The following is an 18,521-nucleotide window of genomic DNA, read 5'->3' as shown; positions in this document are numbered from 1 at the left end:
ATGGTTAAACCCGAATTACTGGCCCCTGCCGGTACCCTTAACAACTTGCGCTATGCACTTGCCTACGGGGCGGATGCGGTCTATGCCGGCATGCCGCGCTACAGTTTGCGGGTACGCAATAACGATTTTTCGACCCTAGAGCAGCTGCAGCGGGGGATTGATGAGACCCACAGTCAGGGTAAACAGCTCTTTCTGGCTACTAATGTGCTGCCGCACGATGCTAAGGTCAAGACCTTTATTGATGATATGGCTCCGATTATCGATCTAAAGCCGGATGCGTTAATTATGGCCGATCCCGGTCTGATTGCGCTGGTGCGCCAGCGCTGGCCAGAGCAGGTGATCCATCTATCGGTACAGGCGAACACCATGAATAGTGCAGCGGTGCGCTTTTGGCACTCTCTCGGGGTTCAGCGGGTGATTTTGTCACGGGAGCTATCGCTCAATGAGGTGGCCGAGATTCGCCAGCAGTGTCCCGACACCGAACTGGAGCTCTTTGTCCATGGGGCGCTCTGTATCGCTTACTCCGGTCGCTGTCTGCTATCGGGTTACTTTAACCATCGCGATGCAAATCAGGGGAGTTGTACTAACGCCTGCCGTTGGCAGTACCGCTTAGAGGCGGGGGGGCAGGAGAGTATGCTCGGCACCGAGCGCCACCCTGAGGCCGACGGTAGCTATCTGCTAGAGGAGGTGACCCGAGCGGGTGAGATGATGCCGATAGAGGAGGATGAGCAGGGGACTTATATTATGAATTCGCGCGATCTGCGGGCGGTGGAGCATGTGCAGCGGCTGGTTGAGATCGGTGTCGATAGTCTAAAAATTGAGGGTAGAACTAAATCGCACTACTATGTCGCCCGTACCGCTCAAGTCTATCGGCGGGCGATCGATGATGCGGTAGCGGGTCGGCCATTTAATCCGGCGCTTGTGACTGAACTCGATTTTTTGGCCAATCGTGGCTATACCGATGGCTTCTATCAGCGCCACCACAGCCATGAGCACCAAAACTATCTCACCAACCACTCGACCGAGACTCGGCAGCAGTTTGTCGGTGAGATTAGTGAGTTCAATCCAGAGAGCGGGATCGCGACTATTGTGGTTAAAAATCGTTTTGAGGTGGGGGATACCCTTCAGCTAATTACCCCAAATGGCCACTCTCGGTTTCAATTAGAGCAGATGCAAAAGCTCGGGGGGGAGGCGGTAGGGGTCGCCCCCGGTAGTGGCCATCAGGTGCAGATGGCGCTACCGCTCGATAGTGGGAGTTGGCACTACGCTCTGCTCGCAAAAGAGCTGGCGTCGTGGGGGGATGAGGCGCTATAGCACCTCGGCGGCGTAGTCGGCTAGGCGCGAGCGCTCGCCGCGAACCAGCATGACATGGCCGCTATGCTCCCAGCGCTGAAATCTATCTACCACATAGGTGAGCCCTGAGCTAGTTTCGGTCAGATAGGGGGTGTCGATTTGGGCGATATTACCTAGGCAGACGATTTTGGTGCCGGGGCCTGCGCGGGTAATGAGTGTCTTCATCTGTTTGGAGGTGAGGTTTTGCGCCTCGTCGATAATAATATACTTCTTTTGAAAGGTGCGACCGCGCATAAAATTGAGCGAGCGGATCTTAATCCGCTTATGGAGTAGATCTTGGGTCGCGGCCCGCTCCCACTCGCTGTTGCTCTCACCTTCGGTTAAGACCTCCAGATTATCGAGTAGCGCCCCCATCCACGGGGTCATCTTCTCCTCCTCAGTCCCTGGGAGAAAGCCGATATCCTCACCTACCGGCACGGTGACGCGGGTGACTATGACCTCAGCGTAGGTTTTGCTCTCCATCACTTGGGCTAATCCGGCGGCTAGCGCTAGTAGGGTTTTACCGGTACCGGCTTGGCCGACTAGGGTGACGAAATCGATGGCAGGATCTAGCAGCAGGTTAAAGGCGAAGTTCTGTTCGGCATTACGGGCTTGTATGCCCCAGACACTGTTGTGATCGCTGCTATAGTCTCTAATCACCTCTACGGTGGCGCTGCTGCCCTCAAGCTCTATGTGGCGCACAATGGCGCTAAAGGGGGCGTCGGGATCGTCGGTATAGATAAACTCATTTGGATACCACTCGCCGACCGCAGGACCGGTCAGTTTATAGTAGCTGCGTCCCTCTTCACTCCATGAGGCCATATCCTTGCCGTGCTGTTGCCAGAAGTCGTCGCCTAGGTGGCTCACCCCCTTATAGAGCAGTTCGACATCCTCTAGTACCTGATCGTTGCGATAATCCTCAGCCTTAATCCCTAGCACGGCGGCTTTAATGCGCATATTGGTATCTTTCGAGACCAGCACCACCTGCCGCTCCGGCATACGGTTGTTTAGAGCTAGGGTAATCTCTAAGATCGAGTTATCTTGCTTTGAACCTGGCAGGGTCGAGGGGAGACCCGCCTTAGCCACTTCGGTCTGAAAGAAGAGTCGCCCTAGCTCTAGAGTCTCGGCCTCCCCGCTAGCGATGCCGGAGAGTGGAATGCCATCGCAGATCTGATCCTGGGGCACATGGCCCATCAGCTCGTCCATAAAGCGGCTCGCTTGGCGGGCGTTACGAGCTACCTCGGAGTGGCCCTTTTTATTATTGTCTAGCTCCTCCAGTACCCCCATCGGTAGGAAGAGATCGCACTGTTCAAACCGAAACAGGGCGGTGGGATCGTGCATCAGTACATTGGTATCGAGCACAAATAGCTTGTTTTTTTTGTTACTCATAAGTGGCTTGGCCTCACTGTTTAATTAACGATTAACTATCGAGCGCTTTGACTGCTTGTAAAACCTCAGCGGCGTGTCCTGCTGCTTTAACTTTGCGCCACTGCTGTCGCAGCACACCGTTCTCATCAATTAAAAAAGTGCTGCGTTCGATACCCATATAGGTCTTACCGTAGTTCTGCTTCTCTTTGATAACATCAAAGAGCTGGCAGAGTGTCTCGTCGGGATCGGAGATGAGCTCAAACGGGAACTCGTATTTGGCTTTAAAGTTCTCATGTGAGCGAATCGACTCGCGCGAGACTCCGAAGATCAGGCAGTTGTGTTGCTCAAATTCGCGATAGAGGGCGCTAAACTCCTGCCCTTCGGTGGTACAGCCGGAGGTGTTATCTTTGGGGTAGAAGTAGATCACCACCCGTTTGCCGACTAGTTCGTTGAGGGTGACTCTCTGCTCACTGGTCGCGGGTAGGGAGAAGTCGGCGATAGGTTCACCTGTGGTTACACTCATATTGGGCTCCTTCAAGACTCAATTGGGTTGTGGATGTAGAGAAAGGGGGCAGAGTATAGAGGATCAACCCGCCGCTGCCTATGAGCAGAGGGGGGCTTTTAGCACAACGAGGCCGCTGGGTATCAATCTATTATCTATTATCTATTATGGCTGGCGCCCGCACTTAAATCATCTGAGCTAACCCCTGCGCAGTGTGCCGCTACTGGCTAATCTCCTTGAGTAGCTGCTCAAACAGACGGAATAGCTCGTCACTGTGCCGCTCCATCTGCTCAAAATTGGCTTGAATCTCGTCTCGGTGCTGATCCACCGTACCGGCTTCAAGAAACTCCATGTTGCGCAAAGAGCAGCTATGTACCCCCTTGTGCGGCTCAATCATCTGTTGAAACGGACGGTAGTGACCTAACAGCTCTTTGCCAACGGTATCGTACCACTTACCGAGGCGGCAGCTATGGTGGTCACTGAAGTTCATCGTCTTCTGTCCTGTCGAGATGGAGAAGTAGGCGTTGGCCTTAAAGACCACATGGTCGATCATGACTAGAGTAATAAAAATATGGTAGTGCATATAGGAGGTGGTGCGGCTAAGATCGGTCGCGTTTTGGTCAAAATTTTGCAAAATAGTGACAATTTCGCCGATAGCTTGGCTCGATTCGGTCACCTTATCAAAGAGTCGATGTGAGTTGCGGCTAATCTGTTCGATCTCATCGTTAAGGGTCTCGATCGATTGGCTAATTTCGGTGGTGGCGCTGGCGGTACGGTTAGCAAGGTTGCGAACCTCATCAGCCACGACGGCAAAGCCGCGCCCCTGCTCGCCGGCACGGGCGGCTTCAATCGCCGCGTTGAGTGCTAGTAGGTTGGTCTGTTCGGCGATGCCTTCGATCATTTTGACGATGTCATTAATCTGCCGATTGCGTTCGACCATGGTGCTCACCGTCGCTTGTGACTGCTCGGCTAGCTGCTGTAGCTGCTGAATATGGCCACGAAACTGCTCTACCTGGCCAACACCATTGGCGGCCTCACGGGAGATGGTTAGAGTCGATTCGGAGACGCCCTTAATCAAATTGACATTGTCTGACATATCGTGACGAACTAGCTCCAGTCCGCCATTCATATCCTCGCTCGCTGAGGTGTTGATATGGTAGTTAAATTGGCTCCGCTCTAGCTCCTCTCTTAGGGAGAAGAGTGAGGCCTGACTCTGGTGGCGATTCTCTTTTTCGCGTTCAATGAGGCCGGTAAAGTAGTCGATAAGTTGGCTGATACTCCGCTCGACACTCTTTAGGCACCCTTTCGAACTACGGCTCGTGAAATGGTTTTGGCTATCGCCGATCGCAATTTGCTCTAAATTGGCGCTAATTGCGAGAATATCAGCGATAATACGCCGAATAACATAGCGGGTGGCGAGAAAAAAGAGGATAAACAGCACGATAGTTATCACCAAGATGGTGCGATCCCAGCTTGCGAGATCGTCCCGAAACTGATCGACAACCGTGAGTAGAGCTTGGTGAGAGGCCGCTGTGGATGCCTGTTGCAGGTGCTCTGTCATCGTATCGGCAACCTGCTGATATTGGTCTAGTTTATAGCTGGTAATCAGGCCGGCGGCAACGATCACCAGCAGGGTGATGGTACCAATAGCGACGATTAGCTGCTGAAGTGATACTGGACTGCTCAACTCTCTCTCCTCAATGTTGTGATGGGTTGCGGTTGCCATTTAAGCGGACAGTGGTGGCGAATTGTAAACCAATGACTAAAAAATTACCCCTCTAACCCTTCTGACCCCCAAAAATGGCCTTACTATCTGTGGGGCTAGAGGGGGGGCTTTGATAGGCTTTGTCAATCGAACCTATCAGAATAAACGATTTTTCTTGCTCCTCTTTGAGCGCTACTCTAGCGCCTGTCCTGATGACAGGCAGAACCCAATTAAACCTAAATCACTTGAACGAGGTATCAATATGGAACTAAAAGGTAGCAAAACCGAGCAACACCTGAAAGATGCGTTTGCCGGCGAATCACAAGCTAACCGTCGCTATCTCTACTTTGCGGCCAAAGCTGATGTCGAAGGCTATAACGATGTTGCTGCGCTGTTTCGCTCCACAGCAGAGGGAGAGACTGGTCACGCCCACGGCCATCTAGAGTATCTGGAGCAGTGTGGTGATCCGGCCACCGGTATGCCCTTTGGGGGTACCGCCGATAACCTGAAAACAGCGGTTGCCGGTGAGACTCACGAGTACACCGATATGTATCCTGGTATGGCCAAAGATGCCCGCGATGAGGGCTTTGAGGAGATTGCCGACTGGTTTGAAACTTTGGCTAAGGCCGAGCGTTCTCATGCGAATCGCTATCAAAAAGCCCTCAACGAACTGGATGCTTAATTCAGTAACCGTTTAGGGTCTCCCTTCAGCCCTCTGTGTTAAGATTAGGCAGAGGGCTGTATGGATTACCTTACAATGTAGCAGATGCGCTAAGGAGAGAATAGTTATGGCTACCACCGTCAAAGAGGGCAACCTTGAGGCACCGACTCGCCACCCTTTAGATTGGAAGGGCCCCCACTTTTATGACAAAGAGGCCCTATTTAACGAACTAGAACGGGTATTTGATATCTGTCACGGCTGCCGCCGCTGCGTTAGCCTCTGCCAATCGTTTCCGACCCTATTTGATCTAGTCGATGAGTCGGAGACGATGGAGGTTGACGGAGTCGATAAGGCCGATTACTGGAAGGTAGTCGATCACTGCTATCTATGTGATCTCTGCTATATGACCAAGTGCCCCTATGTGCCGCCCCATGAGTGGAATCTCGACTTTCCCCACCTAATGCTCCGCGCTAAGGCGTACAAATATCAGCAGGGTGAGGTCAAAATGCGCGATAAAATTCTCACCAGTGTCGATGCGGTGGGGAATCTAGCCGGTATGCCGGTGATCTCCTCGGTAGTGAATGCGGCTAATAACTTCAAACCGACCCGCAAGGTGCTGGAGGCGGTATTAGAGGTTCACGCCGATGCCAATCTGCCCAAATATCATAGCCATACCCTGCGTAAACGGCTCGCTAGCCACCAAAGTGACTTAACTCCCGAACCGGCGGGGAGAACTCGCGGTAAAGTGGCGCTCTTTACCACCTGCTTTATGAACCGTAACGAACCGGCGCCAGGTGAGGATCTGGTGGCAGTATTTGAACATAACGGTATCCCGATCACGACGCCACCTAAGGAGACCTGCTGCGGTATGCCAAAACTGGAGCTAGGTGATCTGGAGTCGGTCGCTAAAGCAAAAGAGATCAATATTCCGGTGCTAGCTAAAATGGTCGATGAGGGGGGGGATCTGACCGCGCTTATTCCATCGTGTGTGCTAATGTTTAAGCAGGAGCTCCCCCTTATGTTTCCCGATGATCCTGAGGTACGCAAGGTTAAAAACGCCTTTTTCGATCCGTTTGAGTATCTGATGCTGCGCCATAAAGAGGGTAAACTTAAGACCGACTTCAATCGCGGCCTAGGTAGGGTCTCCTATCAGGCCGCTTGTCACCAACGGGTGCAGAATATCGGCCAAAAGACGCGCGAAATACTCGATCTAATCCCCGATACCGAAGTGGAGATTATCGAGCGCTGCTCCGGTCACGATGGCACCTACGCGGTTAAAAAGGAGTTTTATGAGTCGTCGATGAAAATTGTTAAACCGGCGGCTGATCGGGTCAAAAAATATCAAGCAGATCACTTCGGTAGTGATTGTGCCATGGCCGGTGGCCATATTGCCCACGCCGCCGGTAGGGTGGCAGAGCATCCGATAACCCTGCTACGGCAGGCCTATGGTATCTGATAACGGAGCGAATGGATGATGAAGTTAAGTCGAGAAGATCTCTATTCACTAGAGAAGTACGCCGAAGTACGCCCTGAGTTTCGAGCTAAAGTGATCGCTCACAAAAAAGATCGCCGCCTCCCTATCGGCCCTAATGCGGCGCTCTATTTTGAAGATCGGCTCACTATGCAGTATCAGATTCAGGAGATGTTGCGTATTGAGCGCATTTTTGAGGCCGCAGCGATTCAGGAGGAGCTGGAGGTCTATAATCCGCTTATTCCCGATGGGAGTAACTGGAAAGCGACCTTTATGATGGAGTATAGCGATGTCGAGCAGCGGCGTGTCGCGCTCGCGCGGCTAGTCGGGATTGAGGAGACTCTCTGGGTGGAGGTTGAGGGGCATGAGAAGGTGTACCCGATTGCAAATGAAGATCTCGACCGCAGCAGCGATGAGAAGACAGCCTCGGTTCACTTTCTCCGCTTTGAGTTAACCGACAAGATGGTGGCCGATCTTAAAGCCGGTCTCCCTCTCTTAGCCGGCATTGAGCATAAAAACTACCACCACACGACTGTTGTGGCCGATAATGTGCGCCAAGCACTGATAGGTGACCTGCAATAGTAACCCGTTCATGCCTCTGAGATTAGGGCGGTTACCGTAACGGAGACCGCCTTTTTTTGTAAGGTTACTGTACTACAAAGTCAGTAATTAGCACCTGCTCGATGCTTTTAATCTCTTTCGCACTCTCCCCCTTACCGACACTCTCGCCGGGGGTAATATGGGCGAGCTGCTCTAATACCTGTTGTATCTTGAGCTTCATCTCCTCTTGTACCTTTTTTCGCCCCTGAATCGAGTTCATCGTCTCTCTATCTTTAGAGGAGATCACCGTTATCAGTGCGTCAATAACTGCCGGTTTATTGATTTCGACCGCCTCGATAGTGGCTACCTCCTGAGTCATTAACTGTAGTTTTATCTGGGCAAAACTGATGCCGAACTCATTTAAATTGACGGTCAGAGCTGGGGTGATGGGATAGTAGTTCGGTTTGCCATCTACCCAGCCGCCCCCCTCTTTGGCGGCAGTTGCCGGTTGAGTGGCGAGAAGCAGTAGCAGCGGGACGAGATAGCGCGGCTTGGTCATGGTAAACCTCCGTTGGTTGCGGTTAGGTGAAGGGGAGTAGTGTAGCCGATTTTTAGTCACGGCGCTTGCGGGCGCGAGGGTGGGCTTGATCATAAATTTGGGCTAAATGCTGAAAATCGAGATGGGTATAGATTTGGGTGGTCGCAATATCAGCGTGGCCTAGCAGCTCCTGTACCGAACGAAGCTCGCCACTCGACTGTAGCAGATGAGAGGCAAAGGAGTGGCGCAGTGTATGGGGGTGGAGATGGCTAGAGAGCGCCCGAAGTTGTCCCCACCGCTCTAGCCGTTTCTGCACCGAGCGCTGACTGATCCGCCGTCCCTGTTGGGAGAGAAACAGTGCCGAGGCGCTCTCGGCGCAGGTGGTAGGCCGAATAAATTGGGGGCGAAGCTTGAGCCACTGCTCTAGTGCGGCCACCGCCTTGGAGCCTATGGGCAGTTGGCGCTGGCGACTCCCCTTACCGGTGACGATGAGGATCTGTTGTCTCAGATCGATATCCTCAAGATTGAGTGAAGTGAGCTCTGCTAGGCGTAGCCCCGAGGAGTAGAACAGCTCCATCATCGCTAGATCTCGCTGCGCTAGGGGCGAGTCGGGAGCAACATCGAGTAGCTGGGATATCTGTTCGATATCGAGGTGATCGGGGAGAGACTGCTCCTGTTTGGGGGCACGAATCGCATTGGTAGGATTGTGGCTATCGCCCCGATAGCGGTTAAGATAGCGATAGAGGCTGCGTAGTGCCGAGAGCTTGCGCTGCAAAGAGCGGGGGGCGAGCCCCGATTGGTGTAGCTGCATGACGATCTGTCGTAGCTGCTGAGGGGAGACGGCTGACCAATCGGTGGCTTCGGGCTGTAGCTGGATGGCAAACTGCTCTAAATCGCGCCGGTAGCTGCTCACGGTATGGGGCGAGTAGCGCCTCTCTACCTGTAGATAGCCGCAGAAGTGGTCGATGTCAGTTGTAAAAGCGCTATCGCTCTGAAGCGGATCTGGCATGAGAATCGCTCCCCCCCGCCTTAACTGAGATAATCCTGAAAAATTTTATGGATAATTGCCCCTAAATGGGTAATAAACAGGGTACTCATATCGGGGTGATAACGGTTGCGATGACTGCTGCCGATAGCGAGAATACCGCTACAGGGGCCATTATCGCGACAGATAGGGATAACGATTGAGGAGGCGATGGGGGGATCCTCACTCTTACCGAATAGCGCCTGCTGCTGCTCCGGCTTAAGTTGACCGCAGATGGTACCTTTGCGCTCAATAAGCGCCTCAAGTGGCCGTAAGCGGCTGTGATCGCGGGAGATATACTCCGGTCGGTCTGTTCTATCACTAAAGAGCTTGATTTTGACCACATCGGCAAAAAAGTGCTCCATCAGCGCCTCTCGTAGGCAGTGAATCGCCTCATCAAGCGAGTTGGTTTCGAGTAGTGAGATAATGAGCTGCTGCAGACTGAGCAGTAGCTGTTCGTTATCACGCGCATTCTGTTTGAGCAGGGCAAGCTGGCGCTGCTGCTGGCTATTCTGCTCTCGCAGCAGCGCTAGTTGGCGATCAATCAGCGGTGCGACAGTGGCATTGCTGTGGCGCTTGTCGCTCAGATTGAGCTGTAGTAGCAGTTCGGGGTGCTGCTCAAAAAAGTCGGGGTAGCGCTGCAGGTAGTCAGCAATCTGTTGCTGTGTCAGCGGCTGTTCGGTCGGTCGTAATTCTGCACTCATAGTTCGATGGTTCCGTTAAAAACTACCGTGGCAGGGCCAGTCATCCATAACTTAGCACCACTGCCCGGCCACTCAATGGTTAACTCTCCTCCGGGGAGCGCTACAGTAACACACTTTTCGGTTTCACCCCATTGGCGACTGATAGCCGCTGCGGCACAGGCACCGGTTCCGCAGGCGAGAGTTTCACCGCTACCGCGCTCAAAGACTCGCAATCGCAGCCGATGAGGGTCAATTCGCTGCATAAAGCCGACATTAACTCGCTCAGGAAAGAGCGGATGCGACTCTAGCAGCGGGCCGAAACGGGCAACCTCAGCGCTCTCAATAGACTCTACCGGCAGGGTGATGTGGGGATTTCCGATGGAGACAGCCCCAAAAGTGAGCTGTTCACCCTCTAGTTCGAGCTGATAACGGGATTGAAACGGGGTGAGCATCGGCAGGCTCTCTGGAGCAAAGTCGGGGGTGCCCATATCGACCCGAACGCGGCTATCATCGGTGTGATAGAGCGTCAGAAGACCGGTGCGAGTCGCCACGGTCACCTGCTCCCCATGGTGTAGCCCCTGCTCTTTCACGAAGCGGGCAAAACAGCGGGCACCGTTGCCGCAGTTACCGACCTCGCTGCCATCGGCATTGAAAATTCGGTAGCGAAAGTCGATGCCGCTATCGTCTGAACCAGGGGGCTCGACTAGCAGTAGTTGATCAAATCCGATGCTAAAGTGGCGGTCGGCTAACTGGCGAATCAACTCTGTGGTAAAGTGGGGCCGTTGGCGTACCGCATCCACGACCATAAAGTCGTTGCCCAGACCGTGCATTTTGGTGAAGTAGAGGGTTGTCATGGCGCTATTATATACTTCAATAGGGCGGATGGGTACTTGCTGAGAGAGCTGAGTTGTCCTTTAAGTAATGAGGAGAGAGCCGATTGTGAATGTCGCAAAAGATCGGGTGGTGTCGGTCACCTACCATATTACCGACGAGAGGGGGGAGCCGCTAGAGCGAATCGATCTGCCGGTCAGTTTTGTCTATGGCGATAACAGTGGCCTCTATCCGCGGGTGAATGAGGCGCTAGAGGGGCTAGAGGAGGGGGAGTCGATCGCGGTAGAGCTGTCGCCAGAGGATGCTTTTGGCGCGTGGGATCCGCAGCTAACCTTTAGTGATCGTATTGAAAATGTGCCACCAGAGTATCGCCGTATCGGGGCCGAGGCCGACTTTATGAACGATAGAGGGGAGAGTCGCAAATTTGTCGTCACCCATGTCGATAGTGGCAGTGTGACCCTCGATGGCAACCACCCCTTTGCCGGCAAAAAGTTGACCTTTCATATCACTGTGGTCAAGATTCGGGCTGCGACAGCGCAGGAGCTTGAGAATGGGGTCTCACAGACGCCAGGGGCGATGTCATCGTAGTTTAGAGGGGAGAGAGAGTCGATTATGGCACTAGAGATTGTCATTTTAGCCGCAGGGCAGGGGAGTCGGATGCGTTCACGGCGACCGAAGGTATTGCACACCTTAGGGGGTAAACCACTACTGCAGCATGTCATAGAGCGAGCGCGAGAGCTGCGGCCGGAGAGGATTCATGTCGTGTATGGCCACGGTGGAGAGCAGGTCTTACCACTGCTGAGGCAGCTACAGGTCAACGGAGTGCTACAGGCGCAGCAGTTAGGTACCGGCCACGCGCTGTTACAGGCGCTGCCCCATATCGATCGCAATAGCGAGGTGCTGGTGCTCTATGGCGATGTACCGCTACTCCAGCCAGAGTCACTAGCAGCACTTAGCCAAGAGGCGGCGGCGGGGCGTGTGGCGCTACTCACCTTTTTTCCACCGAATCCCCACGGTTACGGCCGCATTGTGCGCAGCGGGGAGGGGGATATTATCGCCATTGTGGAGCAGAGAGAGGCGACTGCGGAACAGCAGCGTATTGGCGAGGTCAATAGCGGCATTATCGCCTTTGCCGCCGCCCCCCTACCTAACTGGTTAGGCGAGCTGAAAAATAGCAACGCCCAAGGGGAGTACTATTTGACCGATCTAGTCGCACTCGCGGTGGCCGAGGGGGTCACTGTGGTGGGGCGGGCAGCTGAGGATCCACTGAGCGTTACCGGAGTGAATGATCGCTTACAGCTACAACAGTTAGAGCGGATCTGGCAGCGGCGTCAGGCCGAAAAGCTGCTACAAGAGGGGGTTGAGCTAGCCGACGCTAATCGAATCGACATTCGCGGCTCACTGCGCTGTGGCCAGGATGTCAGCCTTGATGTGGGGGTGATTATTGAGGGCGAGGTAACCCTCGCCGACGGGGTCACGGTAGGGGCCTACTCTATCATCCGCAATAGCCAGATAGGGGAGCGGGTGACTATTGAGCCGATGAGTCTGATCGAGAGTGCTGTGATCGCCGCAGAGTGTACCATCGGCCCCTATGCCCGCCTGCGTCCGGGAACGGAACTAGAGCAGGGGGCAAAAATCGGTAACTTTGTTGAGGTGAAACAGAGTACCATTGGCAGAGGCTCCAAGGTTAACCATTTGAGCTATATTGGCGATACCACCATGGGGAGTGAGGTAAATATCGGTGCCGGCACGATCACCTGCAACTATGATGGGGCGAATAAGCACCAGACAGTGATCGGTGACAGAGTCTTTGTCGGCTCCGATACGCAGCTAGTGGCGCCGGTTGAGATAGCCGATGGGGCCACCATTGGTGCCGGTTCGACAATTACCAAAACCGCTCCGGCAGAGGCGTTGACCCTCAGTCGTAGCCGGCAGGTGACAATCCTCGGTTGGCAACGACCGCAAAAAGGGTCAAAATAGCCGATTGCAGCGGTCTCTAAAAGAGTGCAATAACAGAGTAGGAGTAGCTACCATAGAACAGCAACCTAACAATCATGGCCCTAGTTGTGGTGATCTGAAACGCGCCATTCAGCGATTTGAAATTATTATGCAGTCGCGTATGGATGTGCAGGATCAACTCGCCGAGCGGGTAAAGTATGGTATTCGGGGCGGGATGGTCGTTCTGAGCCTGATTGCGATCTCTATTTTGCTCATATTGATGATTATGGCCACTCAGGTTGAACGCATCTCCGATGTGGTGATGAGTATGAACCACCACTTCACCAAAGTGTCGCAAAAGATGCGTGATGTCTCTGATGTGATGGTATCGATGCAGCAGCAAGTACAATACATGGAATCGATATCTGATAAAGTGGCGCAAATGGGGCAGGATGTGGTGATTATGAATCAGCATGTCGGCCAGATGAGCCAACAGATCGATGCCATGCAGCAACATATGGGCGATATTGAGCGCCATATTACCGAGATTGCGGTCACGACCCAGCGCGTCGATGCCGAAGTGGTTCGGCTGAATGGGGATGTGAATCGAATGTCGAAACCGGCTCGTGCTATGAATAATATGTTTCCGTTTCCATAAAGGAGTCTCTGCTCAATGGCTAAAGCGATTACCGAAGAGCAGCAGCAGCGTGAGCTGCGAGAGATGCTGTGTCGTTCACTCGATAGGTTAGATCAATTAACCGAACAGAATCGATTTGAGCGCCACTACCATTTTCGTCTGACTAACACCATCGTCAAGATATCGGCGGCACTAATGCTGATAGTGGCGGTGTTTAATGTTCTATATGCCTACGACTTCTATCTGCGTATGCTGGCGATAGTCGATAATATTTCACTGCTAGAGCAGAACACCCGCTCGATTTCACGCGATATGGATATTGTGGTCGATACGATGTCACAGCTAAATAGCTACATGACCGGCATGGAGCAGATTAACGATAGCATGATCCTAATGAGTGAGACGATGCCGCAGATGAATCAGCGTGTGGGCAGTGTGGTTAACGGGATGCATCAGATCAATACTGAAATGGTACAGATGAGTCAGAATGTGCAGCTCATTAACTCTAGCTTTAATCACATCGCTACCGGCGTGCTGATTATGCGGGGCAATGTGAACCAAATTGCTAAACCTATGGGAGTCATGAATCCATTTATGCCCTAACGCTTCCCTCGCTCACTGAGCGAGAGAGAAATAGTTGGTAGAGCACTAGGGGTGGCTTTACTTTTGCAGCCAGATTATGAATAATAGCCCCCTTCTTGATAGGGGCCTATAGCTCAGTTGGTTAGAGCAGGGGACTCATAATCCCTTGGTCGTAGGTTCGAGTCCTACTGGGCCCACCAATTAAAGCAAATATTGAGCAAGCCGATACAATTAGGTTTTTAAGAGCAATTAACAGCAGCGATATGAACTGTGTCATTGAGGCATGGCACTGCCATGAACAGGAGCTAAGAGGCTTTTTTTATCGTCAGCTACACGACTGGGCGCAGGCTGACGATCTGCTGCAAGATATCTTTCTAAAGGCGATGGCGCAGCAGAGCCGCTTTTGTGCCGTCGAGAATCGTCGCGCTTGGCTATTTCGGGTGGCTAAAAATAGCCTCATCGACTACCTGCGTAGCCATCAGCGCAGCGAAGAGAGGGGTGATGTGCCCGAACCGCTTGAGGAGGAGCTACCGCCACTGCTCAATCTAGCTGAGTGTCTTCCCCATGCGCTACAGCGACTAGGGGCGGCCGAGGCGGCGATTATCCAGCAGTGTGATCTAGAGGGGATGAGCCAGCAGGCGTATGCCGATCAAGCGGCGCTATCGCTGCCGGCTACCAAATCGCGGCTACAGCGAGCCCGAAAGAGGCTCAAACAGGAGCTACAGCAGCTATGTCAGGTGCGATTTAGTGAGAGTGGCACCATCTGCTGCTTTACCCCCTGTTCGCCAAAAGCGATCGCGGTAAGGCGCTAGCAGCAGCCACTCTGGCTACCGGAACAACCCCCCTCGTCGGCTAGCCAGCCTTCGACGGTGGCGCGACTAGGGAGCCCGCCGGCATGAACTAGCTGTTCATCAATCACCACCGCAGGGGTTGACATAACACCGTAGGCCATAATGGCACCTAACTCTTCGATCTTCTCCAATTGAATCGCGACACCTAGCGATTTTGCCGTCTCCTCAAGCATAGTGTAAGTGGTGTTGCAGTTGGCACAGCCAGTACCTAATACCTTGATATTTTTCATCATTAAATCCTCATACATCTTATCGGTTAAGGGGAAAAATCAGCAGCACGACTGGCCGCTGGCGGTTTGACTACAGTGGCAGCTTTCACCACTACCCTCTATGGGGATTGATTTAGCGCTAGCTGACTGTTCATTAAAGGCCGCATCGAGCTTTTGCCCCGCCTCATCACGAAGATGGCGGGCGATCTCGATCACAGTATCGATCTGGTGTTCGGGGACGCCGAGTTGACGCAGGCGCTCAAGCTGGCACTGCCCCATCGCCGGATGGTTGGCGGCGATACCGGCTGCAAGCGATATCATGGCGACAATAGCGGGGTGAAGTGGCGGTTGTTCAGACATCGTGGTGACTCCTATAGTATGGTTAATTTGACGGGAAGGGGGCCTTTTAGGCGGTAAGCCAGTTAAACCCCCAGCCTACCAGAGTAAAGGCGACCGCCAGTACAGTGGCATAGAGGGCGAGCGCTGGCCAGCGTATCACTTTGCGCAGAATAATCATCTCCGGTAGCGAGAGGGCGGCAATACTCATCATTAAGGCGAGGGTGGTGCCGATAGCGACCCCTTTGCCGAGCATCGCCTCGGCCACCGGAATCACGCCGGTGGCGTTAGAGTAGAGGGGAATCCCCAACAAGACTGCCCCCGGTACCGCTAGCCAGTTATCTTGACCGCCTAGATGCTCGCTCACCCACTCCTCGGGGACATAGCCATGGAACAGTGCCCCGATGGCAATTCCAGCGATAATCCACTTCCAGAGTCGACCGATCAATGTATTGACTTCGCCTACGGCGTAGCGGTGTCGTCCCCGCAACGATCTGTCGGGTTGGGGGAGCTGCATCTGCCCCATCTGAATCTTCCAGATATAGGGCTCAACCCAGCGTTCGGGCTTGAAATACTCCATGACCACGCCGCCAATATAGGCGACACTCAATCCTGCTGCCACATAGATCAAGGTCAGCTCCCAGCCGAGAATGCCGGCTAAAATCACCACCGCTACCTCGTTAATCATGGGCGAGGCGATCAAAAAAGAGAAGGTGACCCCTAACGGAATCCCCGCCTCGACAAAACCGATAAAGAGTGGGACTGATGAGCAGGAGCAAAATGGGGTGACAGCCCCTAGCCCGATGGCGGTAGTGCGTGCCATCCACACCGGTTTGCCGCGCACATAGTCGCGTACCCGTTCCGGTGAAAGCATCGCTCGTAACAGCCCCATGCTATAGATGATCAGCAGCAGCATGACAAAGATTTTGACCGTATCCATCACAAAAAAGTGCAGCGCAGCACCTGCATGGCTGGCAGGATTTAAGCCAAGCACTTGAAATACCAGTAGGTCGGCAAGGGCATCGAACATTTAGGGATCACTCCAACGGTAGGGATAAGGGTTTCCCAAGAAGACGAACAGTGCCCCGAAAAGATGCAGCTAATCTGTTAGCGGTAAAAAATAGCCCCAAGGGTGCATCTTTTGCTGTGGTGGTTCGTCCTCCCTGCGTACGACTTTAAGTTTAGGAGATTTTTTATGCTGTTGTGGTTACTATTGAAACGAAGCGCCCCCCTTAGGTGGCATACTCTCTGCCGACAGGGGGGGGGACTAGTGTTACTGCTCTGCTCGGCGATGGCCGTCTCGGCCTTTACGCTGAAGGTTGAGCCGCTGGGGGCTACTATCTATGCTCTATTGGGGGAGGTGGGGCCTCGTAACGCCGCTAACCACGGCTTAAATAACACCTTGGGCTTTGTGGTGACCGCTGAGGGAGTGGTTCTTATCGGCAGCGGCACAACAGCGACAGCGGCAGCGCTCATTGAGCAGAAGATCGCTGAAGTGAGCGATAGGCCGATTATTCGAGTCATTAATATCGGCGTGCAGGATCACCACTGGATGGGGAATAGCTACTTTCTGGAGCGGCAGATTCCAGTACAGGCGCTACAGATCACCGCTACCGATCAGCGACGACAGCAGGATAGCCAGCTAGGGCGCTTAGAGCGGGAGATCGGTGCTGAGGCTAAGACGATTACCCCGCGCCATGCGAGCGAGCTCATCGCTAAAGAGCGAGCGTCATTTGAGATTGGTGGGGTGGCGTTTGAGCTGATCTGGCCCGGTGGTGGCCACTTTCATGGGGATGCGCTGCTGTGGTTGCCAGAGCATAAAACTCTCTTTAGTGGTGACTATCTCTTTCATGACCGTATGTTGGGGATCTGGCCGAGCTCAAAAGTGGTCAACTGGCAGCGATCGTGGCAGATGATAGAGCAGTTGCAGCCAGAGAGGATTGTCCCCGGCCACGGTGCCCCTGGCGATCTGGCCAAAGCGCGGCGTGATAGCGGTAACTATCTTAACTGGTTAATTGACGGTGTCACTCTAGCGCTGGAGGAGTGGCGGGAGATGAGTGAGACTATCGACTCTCTGGCTGAAGCGCCCGAATTTGCCCATCTGCAATATTTTGATAGCTGGCATCGGCGCAATATCCATCAAACTTTTATGCAGCTTGAGGCTGCGCAGTAACACTAACGTAACCGTTCACTCTCCCTCCTTAATCTCCCTCTCCCGGCGGGAGAGGGTTGGGGTGAGGGGTAAAATTTAGCGGGGAGAGTGAACGGTTACACACTAACCAACTCACTAGGAGGTAATGAACAGATGGCCATTCAAGTAGGTATTAACGGCTTTGGGCGCATGGGACGGCTCGGATTTCGGGTCGGCTGGGAGCGAGATGAGTTTGAGCTGGTGCAGATCAATGAGATAGCAACCGATGCGGCAGGCTCGGCGCACCTCTTAAAATTTGATTCCGTCCATGGACGCTGGTCACGGGAGAGTGGGGCTAGTGGTGATCCTAACCGCATGGTGGTTGAGGGGCGGGAGCTCGTCTATAGCCGTCACGCAGCGATTGAGCAGACCGACTGGTCAGGCTGCGATATCGTGATTGAGGCGACCGGCAAACACCATAAAAAGCCGCAGCTATTGCAAAACTACTTTGAGCAGGGGGTCAAAAAGGTGATTGTGGCGGCACCGACCGAGGGGGCGCTCAATGTCGTCTATGGCATTAATGATCACCTCTATCGTCCCGATGAGCACCATCTATTAACCGCAGCGAGCTGTACGACTAACTGTTTAGCCCCCGTCGTTAAGGTGATGCATGAGCAGATCGGTATCGTTCACGGCAGCATGACCACGATTCACGATATTACCAATACCCAAACTATCGTCGATAGAGGCCATAAAGACCTGCGTCGCGCCCGCGCCTGTGGCGAGTCGTTAATTCCGACCACTACCGGTTCGGCTAAAGCGATTACCAAAATCTTTCCTGAATTAGAGGGAAAACTCAACGGCCATGCGGTCAGAGTGCCGCTGCTTAACGCCTCGCTGACCGATTTTGTCTTTGAGGCGGCCCGTCCGGTGACGGTGGAGGAGATAAATGGCTACTTTAAAATGGCCGCAGAGGGGGAGTTACGCGGGATTTTGGGCTACGAGGAGCGGCCACTGGTCTCGGTGGACTATGTTAACGATCCCCGTTCGTCGATTATTGACGCCCTCTCAACGATGGTGATCGATGGCACTCAGGTGAAGCTCTACGCTTGGTACGACAATGAGTGGGGCTATGTTAATCGCATGATGGAGCTGACCGCTAAGGTCGCTCGGAGTCTGTAA

General features: G+C 53.5%; 21 protein-coding genes and 1 tRNA gene. 12 read left to right on the top strand and 10 right to left on the bottom strand.

Annotated elements, in window-relative coordinates; translation table 11 throughout:
- Entirely contained in the window at nt 1-1,314 is a 1,314-nt protein-coding gene (locus D5085_03655; GenBank protein QEP42309.1) for a U32 family peptidase, read from the top strand.
- On the opposite strand, the gene D5085_03650 is transcribed toward D5085_03655, so the two are convergent.
- The 3 genes from D5085_03650 to D5085_03640 form a co-directional block, all read right to left on the bottom strand.
- Nucleotides 1,309-2,721 carry a PhoH family protein gene (locus D5085_03650; GenBank protein ID QEP42308.1) on the bottom strand — a complete coding sequence of 471 codons (1,413 nt, stop codon included), beginning with the start codon at nt 2,719-2,721 and terminating at the stop codon, nt 1,309-1,311. The two genes, D5085_03655 and D5085_03650, sit on opposite strands and share 6 nt — an antisense overlap.
- A 31-nt stretch (nt 2,722-2,752) precedes the next feature.
- Nucleotides 2,753-3,223 carry a peroxiredoxin gene (locus D5085_03645; protein QEP42307.1) on the bottom strand — a complete coding sequence of 157 codons (471 nt, stop codon included), beginning with the start codon at nt 3,221-3,223 and terminating at the stop codon, nt 2,753-2,755.
- 199 nt (nt 3,224-3,422) lie between these two features.
- Complete coding sequence (locus tag D5085_03640; GenBank protein QEP42306.1) at nt 3,423-4,928, bottom strand: hypothetical protein; 1,506 nt, start codon at nt 4,926-4,928, stop codon at nt 3,423-3,425.
- 241 nt (nt 4,929-5,169) lie between these two features.
- Here D5085_03640 and D5085_03635 point away from each other — a divergent pair, with 241 nt between their 5' ends.
- The 3 genes from D5085_03635 (at nt 5,170) to D5085_03625 (ending at nt 7,621) form a co-directional block, all read left to right on the top strand.
- Entirely contained in the window at nt 5,170-5,589 is a 420-nt protein-coding gene (locus D5085_03635; GenBank protein ID QEP45040.1) for a rubrerythrin, read from the top strand.
- A gap of 106 nt (nt 5,590-5,695) precedes the next feature.
- Nucleotides 5,696-7,024 carry a Fe-S oxidoreductase gene (locus D5085_03630; GenBank protein ID QEP42305.1) on the top strand — a complete coding sequence of 443 codons (1,329 nt, stop codon included), beginning with the start codon at nt 5,696-5,698 and terminating at the stop codon, nt 7,022-7,024.
- 15 nt (nt 7,025-7,039) lie between these two features.
- On the top strand, nt 7,040-7,621 hold the full coding sequence (locus D5085_03625; protein QEP42304.1) for a DUF3501 family protein: 582 nt from the start codon (nt 7,040-7,042) through the stop codon (nt 7,619-7,621).
- 64 nt (nt 7,622-7,685) lie between these two features.
- Here D5085_03625 and D5085_03620 read toward each other — a convergent pair whose 3' ends face one another.
- The 4 genes from D5085_03620 to D5085_03605 are packed head-to-tail and all read right to left on the bottom strand — an operon-like array spanning nt 7,686 to nt 10,678.
- Nucleotides 7,686-8,231: a hypothetical protein gene (locus D5085_03620; GenBank protein ID QEP42303.1), complete on the bottom strand. Its 546-nt coding sequence runs from the start codon at nt 8,229-8,231 to the stop codon at nt 7,686-7,688.
- On the bottom strand, nt 8,191-9,126 hold the full coding sequence (xerC, locus tag D5085_03615) for a tyrosine recombinase XerC (protein QEP42302.1): 936 nt from the start codon (nt 9,124-9,126) through the stop codon (nt 8,191-8,193). The genes D5085_03620 and xerC overlap by 41 nt, the downstream gene beginning before the upstream one ends.
- Nucleotides 9,127-9,146: 20 nt before the next feature.
- Entirely contained in the window at nt 9,147-9,845 is a 699-nt protein-coding gene (locus D5085_03610; GenBank protein ID QEP42301.1) for a DUF484 family protein, read from the bottom strand.
- Complete coding sequence (locus tag D5085_03605) at nt 9,842-10,678, bottom strand: diaminopimelate epimerase (GenBank protein ID QEP42300.1); 837 nt, start codon at nt 10,676-10,678, stop codon at nt 9,842-9,844. The genes D5085_03610 and D5085_03605 overlap by 4 nt, the downstream gene beginning before the upstream one ends.
- Before the next feature lie 67 nt (nt 10,679-10,745).
- On the opposite strand from D5085_03605, the gene D5085_03600 reads away from it, so the two are divergent.
- The 6 genes from D5085_03600 to D5085_03575 all read left to right on the top strand — a co-directional run bounded on the left by D5085_03600 (nt 10,746) and on the right by D5085_03575 (nt 14,624).
- Nucleotides 10,746-11,243 carry a peptidylprolyl isomerase gene (locus D5085_03600; GenBank protein QEP42299.1) on the top strand — a complete coding sequence of 166 codons (498 nt, stop codon included), beginning with the start codon at nt 10,746-10,748 and terminating at the stop codon, nt 11,241-11,243.
- A 21-nt stretch (nt 11,244-11,264) separates the two neighbouring features.
- Nucleotides 11,265-12,635: a UDP-N-acetylglucosamine diphosphorylase/glucosamine-1-phosphate N-acetyltransferase gene (gene glmU, locus D5085_03595; GenBank protein ID QEP42298.1), complete on the top strand. Its 1,371-nt coding sequence runs from the start codon at nt 11,265-11,267 to the stop codon at nt 12,633-12,635.
- Between the two features lie 4 nt (nt 12,636-12,639).
- Nucleotides 12,640-13,251 (top strand): methyl-accepting chemotaxis protein, encoded by a 612-nt coding sequence (locus D5085_03590; GenBank protein QEP42297.1) that lies wholly within the window; start codon nt 12,640-12,642, stop codon nt 13,249-13,251.
- A gap of 15 nt (nt 13,252-13,266) precedes the next feature.
- Entirely contained in the window at nt 13,267-13,833 is a 567-nt protein-coding gene (locus D5085_03585; GenBank protein ID QEP42296.1) for a hypothetical protein, read from the top strand.
- Between the two features lie 102 nt (nt 13,834-13,935).
- A tRNA-Met gene (locus D5085_03580) sits at nt 13,936-14,012 on the top strand.
- A 63-nt stretch (nt 14,013-14,075) separates the two neighbouring features.
- A complete protein-coding gene (locus D5085_03575; GenBank protein QEP42295.1) occupies nt 14,076-14,624 on the top strand; it encodes a sigma-70 family RNA polymerase sigma factor in 549 nt (182 codons plus the stop codon).
- Here the strand turns inward: D5085_03575 and D5085_03570 are convergent.
- The 3 genes from D5085_03570 to D5085_03560 are packed head-to-tail and all read right to left on the bottom strand — an operon-like array spanning nt 14,621 to nt 16,238.
- Entirely contained in the window at nt 14,621-14,893 is a 273-nt protein-coding gene (locus D5085_03570; protein QEP42294.1) for a thioredoxin family protein, read from the bottom strand. The genes D5085_03575 and D5085_03570 overlap by 4 nt on opposite strands.
- A gap of 39 nt (nt 14,894-14,932) precedes the next feature.
- A complete protein-coding gene (locus D5085_03565; protein ID QEP42293.1) occupies nt 14,933-15,232 on the bottom strand; it encodes a hypothetical protein in 300 nt (99 codons plus the stop codon).
- A gap of 46 nt (nt 15,233-15,278) precedes the next feature.
- Nucleotides 15,279-16,238 carry a permease gene (locus tag D5085_03560; GenBank protein ID QEP42292.1) on the bottom strand — a complete coding sequence of 320 codons (960 nt, stop codon included), beginning with the start codon at nt 16,236-16,238 and terminating at the stop codon, nt 15,279-15,281.
- A gap of 165 nt (nt 16,239-16,403) precedes the next feature.
- On the opposite strand from D5085_03560, the gene D5085_03555 reads away from it, so the two are divergent.
- Entirely contained in the window at nt 16,404-17,381 is a 978-nt protein-coding gene (locus D5085_03555) for an MBL fold metallo-hydrolase (GenBank protein QEP42291.1), read from the top strand.
- A gap of 132 nt (nt 17,382-17,513) precedes the next feature.
- Entirely contained in the window at nt 17,514-18,521 is a 1,008-nt protein-coding gene (gap, locus tag D5085_03550; GenBank protein ID QEP42290.1) for a type I glyceraldehyde-3-phosphate dehydrogenase, read from the top strand.

It is taken from the genome of Ectothiorhodospiraceae bacterium BW-2 (assembly GCA_008375315.1).
GTDB lineage: Bacteria > Pseudomonadota > Gammaproteobacteria > Thiohalomonadales > Thiohalomonadaceae > BW-2.
Note: the sequence above shows the minus strand (reverse complement) of the source record. Positions and strands in the feature narration are given on the sequence as shown.

Bases quoted from the DNA above. Each gene is read 5' to 3' on its own strand.
- D5085_03655 (QEP42309.1), top strand. From the start codon at position 1: ATGGTTAAACCCGAATTACTGGCCCCTGCCGGTACCCTTAACAACTTG.
- D5085_03650 (QEP42308.1), bottom strand. From the start codon at position 2,721: ATGAGTAACAAAAAAAACAAGCTATTTGTGCTCGATACCAATGTACTG.
- D5085_03645 (QEP42307.1), bottom strand. From the start codon at position 3,223: ATGAGTGTAACCACAGGTGAACCTATCGCCGACTTCTCCCTACCCGCG.
- D5085_03640 (QEP42306.1), bottom strand. From the start codon at position 4,928: ATGGCAACCGCAACCCATCACAACATTGAGGAGAGAGAGTTGAGCAGT.
- D5085_03635 (QEP45040.1), top strand. From the start codon at position 5,170: ATGGAACTAAAAGGTAGCAAAACCGAGCAACACCTGAAAGATGCGTTT.
- D5085_03630 (QEP42305.1), top strand. From the start codon at position 5,696: ATGGCTACCACCGTCAAAGAGGGCAACCTTGAGGCACCGACTCGCCAC.
- D5085_03625 (QEP42304.1), top strand. From the start codon at position 7,040: ATGATGAAGTTAAGTCGAGAAGATCTCTATTCACTAGAGAAGTACGCC.
- D5085_03620 (QEP42303.1), bottom strand. From the start codon at position 8,231: ATGATCAAGCCCACCCTCGCGCCCGCAAGCGCCGTGACTAAAAATCGG.
- xerC (QEP42302.1), bottom strand. From the start codon at position 9,126: ATGCCAGATCCGCTTCAGAGCGATAGCGCTTTTACAACTGACATCGAC.
- D5085_03610 (QEP42301.1), bottom strand. From the start codon at position 9,845: ATGAGTGCAGAATTACGACCGACCGAACAGCCGCTGACACAGCAACAG.
- D5085_03605 (QEP42300.1), bottom strand. From the start codon at position 10,678: ATGACAACCCTCTACTTCACCAAAATGCACGGTCTGGGCAACGACTTT.
- D5085_03600 (QEP42299.1), top strand. From the start codon at position 10,746: ATGAGGAGAGAGCCGATTGTGAATGTCGCAAAAGATCGGGTGGTGTCG.
- D5085_03585 (QEP42296.1), top strand. From the start codon at position 13,267: ATGGCTAAAGCGATTACCGAAGAGCAGCAGCAGCGTGAGCTGCGAGAG.
- D5085_03575 (QEP42295.1), top strand. From the start codon at position 14,076: ATGAACTGTGTCATTGAGGCATGGCACTGCCATGAACAGGAGCTAAGA.
- D5085_03570 (QEP42294.1), bottom strand. From the start codon at position 14,893: ATGAAAAATATCAAGGTATTAGGTACTGGCTGTGCCAACTGCAACACC.
- D5085_03565 (QEP42293.1), bottom strand. From the start codon at position 15,232: ATGTCTGAACAACCGCCACTTCACCCCGCTATTGTCGCCATGATATCG.
- D5085_03560 (QEP42292.1), bottom strand. From the start codon at position 16,238: ATGTTCGATGCCCTTGCCGACCTACTGGTATTTCAAGTGCTTGGCTTA.
- D5085_03555 (QEP42291.1), top strand. From the start codon at position 16,404: ATGCTGTTGTGGTTACTATTGAAACGAAGCGCCCCCCTTAGGTGGCAT.
- gap (QEP42290.1), top strand. From the start codon at position 17,514: ATGGCCATTCAAGTAGGTATTAACGGCTTTGGGCGCATGGGACGGCTC.